General features: G+C 72.6%; 12 protein-coding genes. 8 read left to right on the forward strand and 4 right to left on the reverse strand.

The genetic code is table 11. The features are described 5' to 3' along the window. Window positions 1-281: 281 nt before the first annotated feature. From H5965_RS24810 to H5965_RS24820, 3 genes are read right to left on the reverse strand one after another with little or no spacing between them, the layout of a single operon-like run. Window positions 282-2,843 (reverse strand): DUF3488 and transglutaminase-like domain-containing protein, encoded by a 2,562-nt coding sequence (locus H5965_RS24810; RefSeq protein ID WP_310972622.1) that lies wholly within the window; start codon window positions 2,841-2,843, stop codon window positions 282-284. Beyond that, window positions 2,840-4,114 carry a DUF58 domain-containing protein gene (locus H5965_RS24815; protein ID WP_310972623.1) on the reverse strand — a complete coding sequence of 425 codons (1,275 nt, stop codon included), beginning with the start codon at window positions 4,112-4,114 and terminating at the stop codon, window positions 2,840-2,842. Before H5965_RS24815 ends, H5965_RS24810 begins: the two co-directional genes overlap by 4 nt. A gap of 30 nt (window positions 4,115-4,144) precedes the next feature. Continuing rightward, window positions 4,145-5,212 carry a MoxR family ATPase gene (locus tag H5965_RS24820; RefSeq protein WP_310972624.1) on the reverse strand — a complete coding sequence of 356 codons (1,068 nt, stop codon included), beginning with the start codon at window positions 5,210-5,212 and terminating at the stop codon, window positions 4,145-4,147. A 272-nt stretch (window positions 5,213-5,484) separates the two neighbouring features. Here H5965_RS24820 and H5965_RS24825 point away from each other — a divergent pair, with 272 nt between their 5' ends. The 4 genes from H5965_RS24825 to H5965_RS24840 are packed head-to-tail and all read left to right on the forward strand — an operon-like array spanning window position 5,485 to window position 7,661. Beyond that, complete coding sequence (locus tag H5965_RS24825) at window positions 5,485-5,826, forward strand: hypothetical protein (RefSeq protein WP_310972625.1); 342 nt, start codon at window positions 5,485-5,487, stop codon at window positions 5,824-5,826. Next, entirely contained in the window at window positions 5,819-6,367 is a 549-nt protein-coding gene (locus H5965_RS24830) for a DUF3558 domain-containing protein (protein WP_310972626.1), read from the forward strand. The genes H5965_RS24825 and H5965_RS24830 overlap by 8 nt, the downstream gene beginning before the upstream one ends. Window positions 6,368-6,381: 14 nt before the next feature. Next, entirely contained in the window at window positions 6,382-6,939 is a 558-nt protein-coding gene (locus H5965_RS24835; protein WP_310972627.1) for a PPE domain-containing protein, read from the forward strand. Next, complete coding sequence (locus H5965_RS24840; protein WP_310972628.1) at window positions 6,936-7,661, forward strand: ESX secretion-associated protein EspG; 726 nt, start codon at window positions 6,936-6,938, stop codon at window positions 7,659-7,661. Before H5965_RS24835 ends, H5965_RS24840 begins: the two co-directional genes overlap by 4 nt. Window positions 7,662-7,714: 53 nt before the next feature. Here H5965_RS24840 and H5965_RS24845 read toward each other — a convergent pair whose 3' ends face one another. Next, window positions 7,715-8,620, reverse strand: a complete 906-nt coding sequence (locus H5965_RS24845) for a hypothetical protein (protein WP_310972629.1) — start codon at window positions 8,618-8,620, stop codon at window positions 7,715-7,717. Between the two features lie 607 nt (window positions 8,621-9,227). Here H5965_RS24845 and mraZ point away from each other — a divergent pair. The 4 genes from mraZ to H5965_RS24865 all read left to right on the forward strand — a co-directional run bounded on the left by mraZ (window position 9,228) and on the right by H5965_RS24865 (window position 13,460). After that, entirely contained in the window at window positions 9,228-9,659 is a 432-nt protein-coding gene (gene mraZ / locus H5965_RS24850; protein WP_310972684.1) for a division/cell wall cluster transcriptional repressor MraZ, read from the forward strand. Between the two features lie 215 nt (window positions 9,660-9,874). Further along, complete coding sequence (gene rsmH, locus H5965_RS24855) at window positions 9,875-10,822, forward strand: 16S rRNA (cytosine(1402)-N(4))-methyltransferase RsmH (RefSeq protein WP_310972630.1); 948 nt, start codon at window positions 9,875-9,877, stop codon at window positions 10,820-10,822. Continuing rightward, entirely contained in the window at window positions 10,819-11,535 is a 717-nt protein-coding gene (locus H5965_RS24860) for a hypothetical protein (RefSeq protein ID WP_310972631.1), read from the forward strand. The genes rsmH and H5965_RS24860 overlap by 4 nt, the downstream gene beginning before the upstream one ends. Further along, a complete protein-coding gene (locus H5965_RS24865) occupies window positions 11,535-13,460 on the forward strand; it encodes a penicillin-binding protein 2 (RefSeq protein WP_310972632.1) in 1,926 nt (641 codons plus the stop codon). The genes H5965_RS24860 and H5965_RS24865 overlap by 1 nt, the downstream gene beginning before the upstream one ends. The last annotated feature ends 50 nt before the right edge of the window (window positions 13,461-13,510 follow it).

The following is a 13,510-nucleotide window of genomic DNA, read 5'->3' on the forward strand; positions in this document are numbered from 1 at the left end:
TTGGAAGCTGCGGTGACAGTGGGTGACCCCCACCCGGGTGAGCTGGCCACGCCTTCGGGTCCGTGCTCGCTTCCTCCGCAATGAGCTCACCCCACGAGCCGCCTCCGCGCCCGCTCGGCCGCATGATCAAGCCGAGCCTCGCGTGTTCGAGCCCAGAACTCGCGTGATCAGAGGGTCAGCTCGCGTGATTGGAGAGTCAACTCGCGTGATTGAAGGGTCGACACGCGTGATTGGAGGGTCGACACGCGTGATGCCTCTCCAAGGGCGGGTGAGCGGAGCGGTTAGTCGTGGTTGCGGAAGATTGATCGGGGGAACAGCCTGCCCTTCCACGAGAGTGGGGCGTTCCGGCGGAGGCTGCGGCGCAGGCCGTCGAACGCCGGGGGGAGTTCCGGCTGGGGCGTGTCGTCGCCGCCGTACCAGGACCTCTCCAGGACGCCGATCACCGTGCGGAGGCTCTCGCGGCCGTCGTCGTCCAAGTGGTGCTTGGCCGCCAGTTTCTGGCCCGCCACGCGGACCGTGTCGCTGCTCGGGATCGGCAGGCCCCGGTCCGCGCACTCCGCGCGCAGCTCTGCCCACGCCGCGTCCGCCGCGCCCGCTTGCTGCTGGAGGACGCGCTGCAGGCGCCGGCGGCGGAAGGCCTCGCGGACCATGGCCGGACCCGCCACCGCGAGCAGCAGGACCACCACCAGCACACCCAGCCACCAGGCCACCGTCGCCGCGAGGAGGCCGAGCGCGATGATCCACAGGCCCACCGCCAGCAACGGCAGCCAGCCGAGCAGCGCCTGCGGCCGCGAGGGCGCCGCCACCGGGGCCGGTGCCCGCACGAGCAACGCTCCCTCGCTGCGGTCACCTTCCGCCGGGCCCGCACCGCCGGACGGTGACGCGGGTTTCCGTCCGCGGTCGAGGAGCCGCCGCAGCAGGGCCGCCGCGAACAGCGCGCCCGCGCCCAGCACCGCCAGGGCGAGCGCGATGTTGAACAGCCAGTCGTCGCCGCCGGACTCTTCCTGGGCCGACTGCGCCGGGAGGTTCGGCTCGTTGTCGCGCGGGACGCCGGTCGGCGCCGCGCTCGACTGGACCGTGCTCGGGGCCACCTGGGTGTCGTCCGGCTGGTTGCCGTTCTGCGGGCCCGCCTGCAGGTACGACGGGGTGATGCCGCGGCCGTCGGACAGCGGCGTCGGGTCGAACGTCACCCAGCCCCGGTCGCCGAAGTACGCCTCGACCCACGCGTGCGCGTCCTGGGTGCTGATCGACAGGTAGTCGTTGACCTGCACGCCCGGCGTGAACCCGATCGCCACCCGCGACGGGATGCCCGCCACCCGCAGCATCACGGCCATCGCCGACGCGAACTGCTCGCAGAAGCCGCGCTTGCCGTTGAGGATGAAGTCGGCGAGCGCGTCGGCGTCGTTCGCCGGTGCGGTCTTCGTGTCGTAGACGAACCCTTGCTGCGCCGTGAAGTAGCGCCAGATCGCCGACGCCCGGTCGAAGTCGTTGGACGCGCCCGCGATGAGCTGCTGAGTCTTCGCTCGGACGCGCTGGTCGACCTGGTCGATCTGGGTGTAGCGCGGCGGCAGGTCGTCGGCGCGCGGCGTCACGCGCAGTTCGGCGGCCGTCGGCTCCTTCAGTGACGCGTATTCGGTGTACGACGGCGGCGCTTCGCTGCGGGTGGTGAACACCGTGCCGCTGATCTGGTCGTAGAGGTAGCCGGTGCCGGCACCGTCGATCACGCGCGGCGCGCCGTACACCGGCAGCCAGTTGTCGCGCCAGCTGGTCGGCTCGACGTCGATCCGGCGGGCGGTGCCGGTGCCGTCGTCGCCCGGGGCGGGCGGCAGCTGCGGCCCGACCGGGACGCCCTGCTGCGAACGGCCTTCGTCGTGCAGGCCCCAGCCCTTGTTGGGGTAGTAGGTGTCGAGCGTCATCGCGCGCATCAGCCTGCGGTCGGTGCCGAGGCCGCGGACCTTGAACAGCTCGCGGTTGCTGCCTTGGTCGAGCATGCCGCGCAGCTCGGTGAACGGCTGGATGCCGAAGCCGCCGGAGCCCGCGCCCGGGCCGTTGCCGCTGCCGCCGAACGGCATGCTCCCGACGGTGCCGACCCAGGTGATCCCGCCGCCCAGCAGGCCGAGCACGATGGCCGTGCCGACGACCGCGACCGGGGCGGACAGCACGCCCGGCTTGCCGCTGCGGCCCGGGGCTTCGCGGGTGCGCCAGCGCCGGTGCCGGTGGTTGCCGTCGACGGCGAGCAGGCCGGCGAACGCGGCGCCGCCAAGCAGGAACGTCCACCACGGCAGCATGTCCTCGCTCAGCGCGGCCGGCACGGCGTAGACGCAGAGCAGCACGAGCCCGGTGGCGGCGGGCGCCGCGGCGGCGACGGTCAGCGTGTCGACGAGGACGGCGACCAGCCCGATCAGGATGGTGATCAGGCACAGGATCGGCTGGCTGCCCTCGACCGGCGGCAGCCCGACGCGGATCTGCTCCGCGGCGGCGGACAGCGTGGTCCCGATTTCGGAAAACGCTTCCGGGCCGGGGATAACCTGCAGGATGCCGTGCGTGGTGAAGGCGCCGGTGATGAGGAAGAGCAGGACGAGCAGCTGCCCGAAGCCGACCAGGACGGTCGGCGCCTGCAGCGAGCGCAGGGCGAGCCCGGAGGCCCCGATGAGCAGGACGGCGACGAAGAGGTAGCCGAACCAGGCCAGCCCGGAGACGACGCTGGTGACCGAGGTGGCCGCGCAGAGGGTGGCGACCCCGGCGGCCACGGGCGCGAGAACGCTGCTGCGCCAGGCGGAAAGCGGACGTTCCGGCCGGGACACGGGCCGCTCGGACTTCCGCGGCGGTGCGGCGGTGCTCATCGCGGCCCTCCGATCAGCGTCCCGCGGCGGGCGCCGCTGCGGCACAACTCGGCCCACACCTGAGGCATCGGCGAGCCGGGTCCCGCGACGATCACGCCCCAGCCCGCCGCGCGCAGCAGCGCCGCCGAATCTTCCGTCGCCGCCGCTCGCTGCTCCGGGGCCGTCACGCCCGCCGACCACGTCGGCGTGTCCAGCAGGACCGCCAGGCTCCGGATGCCGCGCGGGCGGTACTGGGTCAGCTCGTGCACCGCCTCCGTGCTCACCGTGCCCAGCACCGCGATCAGTTCCTGGCCCTCGGCCGGGTCGCCGGCCAGTGTGATGTCGCGCTGGTGCGCCGGCTGCAGGCCCGCCAGCGCGTCGAGCACGACGTGGTCGTAGTGGTCACCGCCGTCGCCCGGGGTGTCCGCGAGGGTGACGCCGTGCTCGCTGACCAGGCGGACGCGGTGGCCGGAGCGGCGCAGGTGCAGCGCCGCCGACGCCGCGAACGACACCGCCCACTCCAGGCTCGCCGCCGGGCCGCTGCCGTGGTGGGCGGCGGCGCGGTGGTCCAGCAGCACCGTCGTGCCGCCGCGCCACGGGCGCTCTTCGACGCGGACCATGATCTCGTCGCGGCGGGCCGTCGAGCGCCAGTGCACCTTGCGCAGGTCGTCGCCCTGGCGGTACTGGCGGACGATCACGTCGGCCTCGCCCTGTCCCGCGTGCAGCCGGACCGTGCCGTCGTCGCCGACGCCGATGCCCGCGCCGCTCGGCAGGCCCCACAGCGGGACCACCCGCGGCACCACGACCAGCCGGGAGTGCCCGATCAGCTCGCGTTCGAACTCGCACAGCCCGAACGGGTCGGTGATCGTCGCGCGCAGCGGCCCGACCTGCTGGATCCCGCGCAGCACCGGCTGCAGCGGGTAGCGGAGGGCGACGCGCCGGTCGTGCGGGAGCCGCTCGACGACGAACCGCGGCCGCGAACCCAGCGCGTAGGGGACGCCGTCTTCGAGGAGGATCTCGCCGGCGGGCAGCCGGCCGCTGCGCCACAGCTCCAGCTGGACCTCGCCGTTGCCGCCGACCGCGACGCGTTGCGGGCGCAGCGCGCGGGTGGCGCCGATGCGCAGCCGGGTCGCCGAGATGAACGCGGCGACCAGCAGCGGCAGCGCCACCACGAACACCGCGACCCGCAGCAGGTCGCGTTCGTTGAGCACGAACGAGCACACCGCGGCGGCGATCCCCGCGGCCAGGAGGCAGCGGCCGCGGGTGGTCAGGCCGGACAGGGCACGCAGCATGCCGTTCTCTTCCCCTTCAGCAGGCGAAAGCTAGGGCCGGGTGCCCTGCGGCACCGGCACCCGGTGCAGCACCGCGCGCACGACGTCGGTCGCCGACCGGCGGGCCGCGTGGGCCTCGGTGGTCAGCACCAGGCGGTGCGCCAGGACCGGGACCGCCACCGTGTGCAGGTCGTCCGGCACCACGTAGTCGCGGCCCGACAGCGCGGCCTGCGCCCGCGCCGCGCGGACGAGGTGCAGCGTGGCCCGCGGGGACGCGCCGAGCCGGATCTCCGGGACGCCCCGGGTGGCCGCGACGACGTCGACGGCGTACCGGCGGACCTCCGGCGCGATGTGCACGCCGCGGACCGTCTCGATCAGCCGGTGCACGGTCTCGCCGTCGGACACCGGCTGCAGGTCCTCGAGGGGGTTGTGGCCGGCGTGCTCGTCGACCATGGCCAGCTCGGCCTGCTGGTCGGGGTAGCCGATGGAGACGCGCGCGGTGAACCGGTCGCGCTGGGCTTCGGGCAGCGCGTAGGTGCCTTCCATCTCGATCGGGTTCTGGGTCGCGATGACCATGAACGGCTGCTCGAGGCGGTAGGTCGAGGTGTCGACGGTGACCTGGTGCTCTTCCATGCATTCCAGCAGCGCCGACTGCGTCTTCGGCGACGCGCGGTTGATCTCGTCGCCCACCACGATGTTCGCGAACACCGGGCCGGGGCGGAAGTCGAAGTCGCCGGACTGGCGGTTGTAGATGGAGACGCCGGTGACGTCGCTCGGCAGGAGGTCGGGGGTGAACTGGATGCGGCTGACCGTGCAGTCGATCGACCGGGCGAGGGCCTTGGCCAGCGACGTCTTCCCGACGCCGGGCACGTCTTCGACCAGGAGGTGGCCTTCGGCGAGCAGGGTGACCAGGGCGATCCGGATGACGTCGGGTTTGCCGACCAGCACGCGCTCCACGTTGGCGGCGATCCGCCGCGCGGTGTCGTGCAGTTCGTCCAGCGGCACTCTGGCGGGGTGGCCGTGGACCCGGCCGTTGCCCGAGGGCTCCGCCGGATAAGGCGGCCGCCCGGATGCCTGCTCGCCCGATCCGGGCGCGGCAGACTGGATTCTCGACGTCACTCGACCTCCTGGTGGCGCATGGCCGCGCGCATTGTGCGCCCGGCCGGGCCGAACGGCCCCCTCGCTGCTGTCCGCGCGCAGCGACCAGCCTTCCACCCAGTGTGTCAAACCCGGGCGAACCGGGGGCTGGAACCCCGCGATGACACTGCGCAAGCAGCGACGATACCCCGAATGGGTGGGTATTCACCCGATTCTGGGTGCTCCCGCTGACGCCCTGCTCTGTCGTATGCTGCGGTTCGAGGTCGCCCGGCTACGGAGAGGCGTAACCGCTTATGAGCGAGGTGCTGCCCTACGACGTGCGCGGCTTCGCGGTCGCGCCGGACCTGGCCACGGACGCCTACGCGAGGCTCGGCCGCCTGCAGGACGTCGTCGGCGAGATGGTGCGCGAAGCCAAGGTGCTCGGCCGGACCGTGCCGCTGGGCGGCGGGTACGCCGGGGAGATCGGCGCGTTCATGGCGGAGTACGGCATCGGCGGCCAGGGTTCGGCGGTGCAGCAGCTGACGGCGTTCGGCAAGGAGCTCGAGACGCTCAAGCGGCGGATCGGCGAGGCGCTGGCGAAGTACCAGCACGCGGACGAGCAGGCGGCCGAAGGCGTGGACTGCACGGGTGGGTGAGCGGCGGCGGACGGTCCGGTGGCTCGCGCCCGTCCTTCTTCTTCTCCTGCTCGGCGGCTGCGGGCAGCACCCGGCCGCCGCGGGGCACCCGGCCACGTCCTCGGCGTCCGCGACGACCGCACCGCCACCGGTCGCCTGGACCGGCCTCGCCGCGCTCGACCCCTGCGCGCTGCTCGGCCCGCAGGACCGGTCGGCCGCCGGGATCAGCGTCCTCGGCAAACCCAAGGACATCGCCGGGGCGAAGGCGTGCGACTGGACCGTGCCCGGCACCTTCGGCGTCACGGTGACCCTCAGCGCCACCGACGGGCTGGCGGAGCTCGACGTCGCCAAGAAGAACGTCACGAAGACGACGGTCGGCAGCCACCCGGCGCTGAAGGTCGCCGACAAGAAGGCCGCCGACGGCACCTGCGCCGTGCTGCTCGGGGTCGGCGACGGCGCCAGCGTGCAGATCGACGTCAGCAACACCGGCTTCTCGGACACCCCGCTCGCGTGCCGCCGCGCGGGCACGGTGGCCGCGCTGGTCGAACCGAAGCTGCCCTGACCAGGAGGTGCGCCGTGCCCGAACCACCCGTGCCGACCGCGCGGTACGAGGCCTACAGCCACGAGGCGATGGCCGCGGAGGTCGAGCGCGGCAACGACCCGGTCGCCGCGGGCGAGGCGGGCGCGCGCTGGGACGGGCTGGCGAAACGGCTGCAGGAGTCCACCGCCGACGTCGCCGCGCTGGTCGCGTCCTCGGAGGAGCACTGGCGTGGCCAGGCGGGGGACGCCGCGCGGGCGTCGCTGGGGCGGGCCGCGCGGTGGCTCGCGCACTCCGCCGCCGTCTCGGCGTCGGTCGGCCAGGCGGTCGGGGCGCAGGCCGAGGTGGCCGCGCGGGCCCGCGCCGACATGCCGCCGCCGGTGACCTACGACCCGGCGTCGATGATCCGCGACGCCGCGTCCAGCGGGAATGTGCTGGTCCTGGCCGGGCTGGCGGGGGAGATGGCGGCCCGGCGCGCCGAAGCGGAGGCCGCGCGGCAGAAGGCGATCGACGTCCTCCGGACCCGGGACACGGCGTTGCGCGGGCACGTGCCCGCCGAGACGTTCCCCGTCCCGCCGGCGCTGGGGCGGGCTTGATCCGGGTTTCGGCGTCGGCGTTCGACATCCTCTGGACCGACCTCGGCCACGACCGGCCGCCGGAACCGCTGAGCGTCCGCAGCGTGGGCGTCACCGACGCCGAGCGGGCCGAGGTGCGCAAGGCCGTCTACGAGAACCTGGCTTCGCGGGGCCTTTACGACGGGTCCCGGCTGGAGCCGGCGCTGGCCGCGCGCCTGGACCTACTGGCCGGCGCGGACGTGTTCGTCGCGTGCGAGGCACTGGCGGACATGACGGCGGCGACGCCGTTCCGCGCGGTGACGGCGGCCCGGGGCCGCCGCGGCGTCCTGGCGGCCCAGCCGGAGCAGACGATCGGCCTGGACTCGATCCACGAGGGCGAACTGGCGACGGCGATCGTCGACGTCCTGCCGGAGCTGGCGGCGGGGCCCGGGTACGGGATCAGCCTGCCGGCTTCGGTGCTCGGTTCGGACGTCGCCTCGGGAACCGCCGCGGCGCAGCTCGAGGAGGTCCGCGCGATCCAGGCGCGGCCGGTGTACGCGGCGGGGCAGTTCAGCGTCAGCCGCCGGTCGGCGTCGGGCCGGGTGGAGCGGGTCGGTGGCTTGACGTGGTTCGACACCGACGTGGGCGCGTACTGCGCGACGAAGACGGCGGGCCGGGGTGGGGCGGAGTGGGTGACGGTCAGCCCGGTCGACAGCACCCGCCTCGCGGCCCGCGTCACGGCCCTCCTGACCCCCAAAGCCTGAGCCGCCCCAGCGTCGCGAATGACTCATTCGGGACCTCCGACGTCCCGAATGAGTCATTCGCGACGTTCGGCCAGGCGCACAGGGGGACGCGGGCGGTTCGACGCCGCGCGGTAAGCCTTCACGAGCTCGTCGGCAACGGCTCGCGGCTCGTTGTGGAGGCGGCTGGGCACTGTCTGCACGACCGCGACGCCCGCGGCGGCGTACCGGTTGTTCCGGACGAGGGTCGACGCATAGCCGGGTTGTCCGAAATGGAACTCGTAGGAGTCGATCTCCCAGGCCAACGCGACCTCGTCGGACCAAGCGTCCGGGGTGGCGAGGTAGCGGTCGTGTTCGTCGTGGATCTCGATGTTCCAAATCGGCTCGGGCAAGCCGGTGCGACGCCAGAGCGCCATGGCTTCGGCTTCGGCGGCGGACCGGGCGCCTCTCCCGATCTCCCGGAGCACTTCGCGCGGCAGAGCGCTGCCTCTGTCGCTTCCCTTCTCGAGTTCCGCGGACAGTTCCGCGGGGTCGGCCTTCAGCTGCTGGACCGCTTCGGCAAGCAAAGCCCTGATCGGCGCGCGTTCGGTCAGCCGTCGGCACTCGTCCAGCACTGCCCTGGCCACTGGTGCCAAAGGCAGCTCTTCGAGCTCGATCGGCGTGGGCATCCGAGTGGTCCGTTCGACGAGGACGTAGCCGCTGCTGGACGTCTTGAGGTGCGCCGGCAGCAGGAGATGGATCGGCTCGCCCGGCCGGGCTTCGCGCTTCAGACCCTGCCGACGGCACGACTCGAGCCCGGTGACGACCGCTTCGGCGCCGCCGTAGAGCAGCGCACTTTCGAGCAGCTGCCGCCGGGTTGGCGTGCCCGTGCGAAGCAGAACCACGCCCGGGAGAAGCCGCTGCCAGGGCTGGCCGGGGCGGCACCGTCGATAGCTGGTCCGCGACGGAACGCCCAGTGCTTCCAGCTGCGCGACCGTGATCACGCCGCGCCTGCTGGCGGCGAAGAGTCCTTCGGCGTGGCTGGCCCACGATCTTCTGGTCACCGATCGATCGTCCGGCGACCGGGCAAGCGAAACCACAGGTTTGCGTGATCTGTGGACTACTTGGAGGACCGCGGACGGGCCTGTGGATAACTTCGGCGCGCTTCGGATGTCGCGAATGACTCATTCGGGACCTCCGGCGTCCCGAATGAGTCATTCGCGACGTGTGGGCCGGGCATGTCCCCACGAGGACCCACCTGCGTCCCCACCAGGCCCCACCCGGGTTCCCCACTGGGCCCCACCTGTGTCCCCACTGGGCCCCACTGGAGGGGGTGGGGTTCTTTCGCGGCCGTTATGCGGACGTTTCAGGAACAGCTGAGGTTGCTCCGGCCCCCGGTGAGGGGGATCTTGGCCACCGTCCCCCACCACAGCCCCCACCGGGCCCCACCCGGCTGACCTGCGCAAACGGAACACTCGACGGAGTGGTCTGCCCGTTTGTCGCGTTGACTGTGGTGAAAAGTGGGGTACGGTGGTGGCCAGTGGGGCGGAAGGGAAGCCCCGTGGCCGTCCGGGGTGGTTCGCCACCGTGGACGGTAGGGAGGTGGAGGCCGTGTTCCTCGGCACCCACACCCCGAAGCTGGACGACAAAGGGCGGCTCGCGCTGCCCGCGAAGTTCCGTGACGCCTTGGCGGGTGGGCTGATGCTTACCAAGGGGCAGGACCACTGCCTCTTCGTCTTCCCCCGCGCCGAGTTCGAGCAGATGGCGCGCAAGGTCGCCGAGGCCCCGTTCACGAACGAGGCGGTTCGGGCCTACCAGCGCTACCTGTTCGCGGGCACGGACGAGCAACGTCCGGACGGCCAGGGGCGCATCACCATCGCGCCCGAGCTCCGCCGCTACGCGGGGCTCACCAAGGAGTGCGTGGTGATCGGGGCGATCACCAGGCTGGAGATCTGGGACGCCCAAGCGTGGCAGGGCTACCTGGAGGAGCACGAAGACAGCTACGCGAAGGCTCGAGAGGAAGTACTGCCGGGCGTCTTCTAGGCGTGCGGTCGCGGTGCACCTTCGTCGTCGGGGGACGAAGAGGTTCGCCGCTCCGTGCGAGGAGGGGAAGCCCACCCGGATGCCGTGAGGCCTCTGTCCGCTCAACAGCCCTGGTGCACCTTCCCCGGTACCAGGTCCGCAGCGGGCGGACAGGGACCTGACGGCATCCGCCATATTTCCCCCGGGCCGACTGGGCAAGAGAGGGGGAGGGAACGATGACCGAGCACGTCCCGGTGCTGCTCGACCGGATCGTCGAGCTGTTCACTCCCGTGTTCATCGACCGCGACGGCGTCCTCGTGGACGCGACGGTCGGCCTCGGCGGGCATTCCGACGCCCTCCTGGAGGCCTTCCCGCGGCTGCGCCTGGTCGCCTTGGACCGCGACCCCGCCGCGCTCGAGAAGTCCGCCGAACGCCTGGCCCGCCACGGCGACCGCGTCGACTTCGTCCACACCGTCTACGACGGGCTCCCCGAGGCCCTCGACGGGCTGGGCATCGCGAAGGCCGACGGCATCCTGTTCGACCTCGGCGTCTCGTCCATGCAGCTGGACCGCGCCGAGCGCGGGTTCGCCTACGCCAAGGACTCGCCGCTGGACATGCGGATGGACCCGACCACCGGGTTCACCGCCGCCGACGTCCTCAACACCTACGCGCCCGGCGAGCTCGTCCGGATCCTGCGGGACTACGGCGAAGAGCGCTTCGCGCAGCGGATCGTCAAGGCGGTCGTGGCCGAGCGGGCGAAGGAGCCGTTCACGAATAGCGGCCGCCTGGTCGAGCTGCTCTACGACGCCGTCCCGGCCGCCACCCGCCGCACCGGCGGGCACCCGGCCAAGCGGACGTTCCAGGCGCTGCGGATCGAGGTCAACGGCGAGCTGGAGGTGCTGCGCCGCGCCATGCCGGCGGCGCTCGGCGCCCTGAAGGTCGGCGGCCGGATCGTCGTCGAGTCGTACCAGTCCCTGGAGGACCGGCTGGTCAAGCAGGCGCTGGCCGAGCTCGCGAAGTCCCGCACCCCGGAAGGGCTCCCGGTGGAGCTGCCGGGGCACGGGCCGGAGCTGAAGCTCCTCACGCGCGGCGCCGAGAAGGCCGGCGAAGAGGAGATCGAACGGAACCCGCGCGCCGCTTCGGTGCGGCTGCGGGCCGCAGAGAGGATCGGAGAGCCGCGATGACCGCTCCCGCGAAGTCCTCCCGCCGCCGGGCCGCGCCGGCGACGGGGGGTCGCACCTCGACGGACGCCGTCGAGCCGGACCGGCAGACGACGCAGACCGCGCCCCGGCGCGCGTCGCGGGGCCGCACGTCCGCGGCCGAGCGGGCCTACGCCCGCCGCGCCCAGCGCGCCGACCTGCTCAAGGAACGTGAGCCGCGCCTCGAGCCGAAGGCCAGGCCTGCCGAAACGCCGGAGAAGCCGAAGCTCCGGTTGAAGCTGCTGCTGCCGAAGTCGCGGGCGTCGTTCGTGCTGATGATGATGGCGCTGCTGGCCGCCGGCGTGGCGACCACGCTGTGGCTGACCACGCAGGCGATCGCCGACTCCTACCGGCTCGAGCAGCTGCGGACCAGCAACGCGAACCTGGCCGAGCAGAAGGAACAGCTGCAGCGCGACGTCGCCAAGGCGGAGTCGCCCGCTTTCCTGGCGCCCGCGGCCCAGCAGCTGGGCATGGTGCCCGGCGGTGACCCGGCGCGGATCGTCGTCGGCCCGGACGGGAAGACCTCGCTCGTCGGCGAGCCCAAGAAGGCCAAGGCGGACGCCCCCGTGGTGCCGGCCGCGCCGCCCGCCGCGCCCGCCGCGGGCACGCAGTCGCAGCAGGGCGCGCCGATCGAGGGCGACCAGCCCGCCGTGCCCGCCGAGGAGCAGCCGCCGGCCCAGCCGGGAGGCGGCCAGTGATGGCTTCGGGCCGCAGCCAGGTCCGCGCCCGCGCCGCGGGCAGCGCCCGGCGGACGTACGCCGCCGGGACCCGCAGCGCGGCCGCGCGCCGCGGCAACGGCGGGCACCGCAGCCGGTTCTCCGCGGTGCGCCTGCTGCTGGTCGCCGTGCTGCTCGTCGCGGGCGTGAAACTGGTGCAGGTGCAGTGGTTCGACGCCGCCGCGCTGTCGGCCGCGGCCGAGCGGCAGCGCACCCAGACCATCGACATCCCGGCCCAGCGCGGGTCCATTATGGACCGCAACGGCGCCAAGCTGGCGTTCAGCGTCGAGGTGCGCACGCTGTCGGTGAACCTCAAGGCGCTGCACAAGAACATGGACGACTTCGCCGCGAAGAACCCCGGCACGCAGAAGACGTTCGACGCCGAAACCGCCGCCGCCGCGAAGTACATCGCGGCGAAGGTGCCGAACCAGCTGACCGAGCAGCAGCTGCTGGACCTGTTCCACAAGCAGGCGTCCTTCACCTACCTGGTGAACAACGTCGAGCCGTCCGTCGCCGCCGACATCGTCAAGCACTTCGCGTGGATCGGCGTCGAGAAGCGCGCGCTGCGGGAGTACCCGGGCGGCAGCCTGGCGGCCAACATCGTCGGCGCCGCGAACTGGCGCTCCGAAGACAAGGACGTGTCCAAGCACAACCTCCACGGCCTCGTCGGGCTGGAGCTGCTGCGCGACAACGACCTGGCGGGGACACCGGGCCGGATGATGGTCAACACCAAGAACGGCAGCGACAACGTCGTCATCCCGGGCACCGAGCACGACCTGCAGGCCGCCGTCCCCGGCTCGGACCTCGAGCTGACCATCGACTCCGACCTGCAGTACGAGGTGCAGCGGCAGCTGAGCGACTACGTCCAGCAGTCGCACGCCAAGGGCGGCCAGGCGGTCGTCATGGACGCCAAGACCGGCGAGGTCTACGCGCTGGCCAACGACAAGACGTTCGACCCCAACGACCCGAGCACGTGGAACGCCGACGACCTGGCCAACCCGGCGGTCACCACGCCGTTCGAACCCGGGTCGGTCAACAAGCTCGTCACCGCGACCGGGGCGATCGAGTACGGCATCGCGACGCCGGAGTCGACGGTTCAGGTGCCCGGCGCGCTGCAGGTGGCCGACAAGACGGTGCACGACGCCTGGACGCACGGCACCCAGACCTTCACCACCACCGGCATCTTCGCCAAGTCGTCCAACATCGGCACCCTGCTGCTGGCGCAGAAGATCGGCGAGGAGCGCTACGCGAACCTGCTCAAGTCGTTCGGCCTGGGCCAGCGCACCGGCGTCGGCCTGCCCGGCGAGAGCGCGGGTTCCGTGCCGGCGCGCAGCCAGTGGTCGGCGACCACCTTCGGCAACCTGCCGATCGGGCAGGGCCTGTCGATGACCATCCTGCAGATGGCCGGGATGTACCAGGCGATCGCCAACGACGGCGTGCGCGTCGAACCCCGGATCGTCAAGGCGAAGGTGAACCCGGACGGCACGACCGTGCCCGAGCCGGCCCCGAAGTCGGTCCGGGTGGTCGATCCCCAGACCGCCAAGACGGTGCGCGACATGATGCGCGCGGTCGCCCAGAACGGCAAGGGCCTGCAGAAGGGCACCGCGCCGACGGCGGCGGTCGAGGGCTACCAGATCTCCGGGAAGACCGGCACCGGCCAGCAGGTCGACCCGCGGACGAGGGCCTACAGCGACCACCTGTACAACATCACCTTCGCCGGCATCCTGCCCGCCGACCACCCGCGGTTCGTCGTCGGGATCCGGCTGGACGCGCCGGACACGACGCTGCCGGTCGGGCACTCCGCCGCGCCGCTGTTCCACACCATCGCCTCGTACGTGACGCAGCGGTACCAGATTCCGTTGTCCGACGGCCCCTCGCCGGAGGTCCCGCTCATCATCGCCCCGTAGCCAGGCACGGTCCGTCGAGGCCCCCTCACCCGAGGGGGCCTTCGGCGGTT

This window comes from Amycolatopsis sp. 505 (genome assembly GCF_031625235.1).
GTDB lineage: Bacteria > Actinomycetota > Actinomycetes > Mycobacteriales > Pseudonocardiaceae > Amycolatopsis.

Coding starts and splice junctions, on each gene's coding strand:
- H5965_RS24810 (WP_310972622.1), bottom strand. CDS start 2,843: ATGAGCACCGCCGCACCGCCGCGGAAGTCCGAGCGGCCCGTGTCCCGG.
- H5965_RS24815 (WP_310972623.1), bottom strand. CDS start 4,114: ATGCTGCGTGCCCTGTCCGGCCTGACCACCCGCGGCCGCTGCCTCCTG.
- H5965_RS24825 (WP_310972625.1), top strand. CDS start 5,485: ATGAGCGAGGTGCTGCCCTACGACGTGCGCGGCTTCGCGGTCGCGCCG.
- rsmH (WP_310972630.1), top strand. CDS start 9,875: ATGACCGAGCACGTCCCGGTGCTGCTCGACCGGATCGTCGAGCTGTTC.
- H5965_RS24860 (WP_310972631.1), top strand. CDS start 10,819: ATGACCGCTCCCGCGAAGTCCTCCCGCCGCCGGGCCGCGCCGGCGACG.
- H5965_RS24865 (WP_310972632.1), top strand. CDS start 11,535: ATGGCTTCGGGCCGCAGCCAGGTCCGCGCCCGCGCCGCGGGCAGCGCC.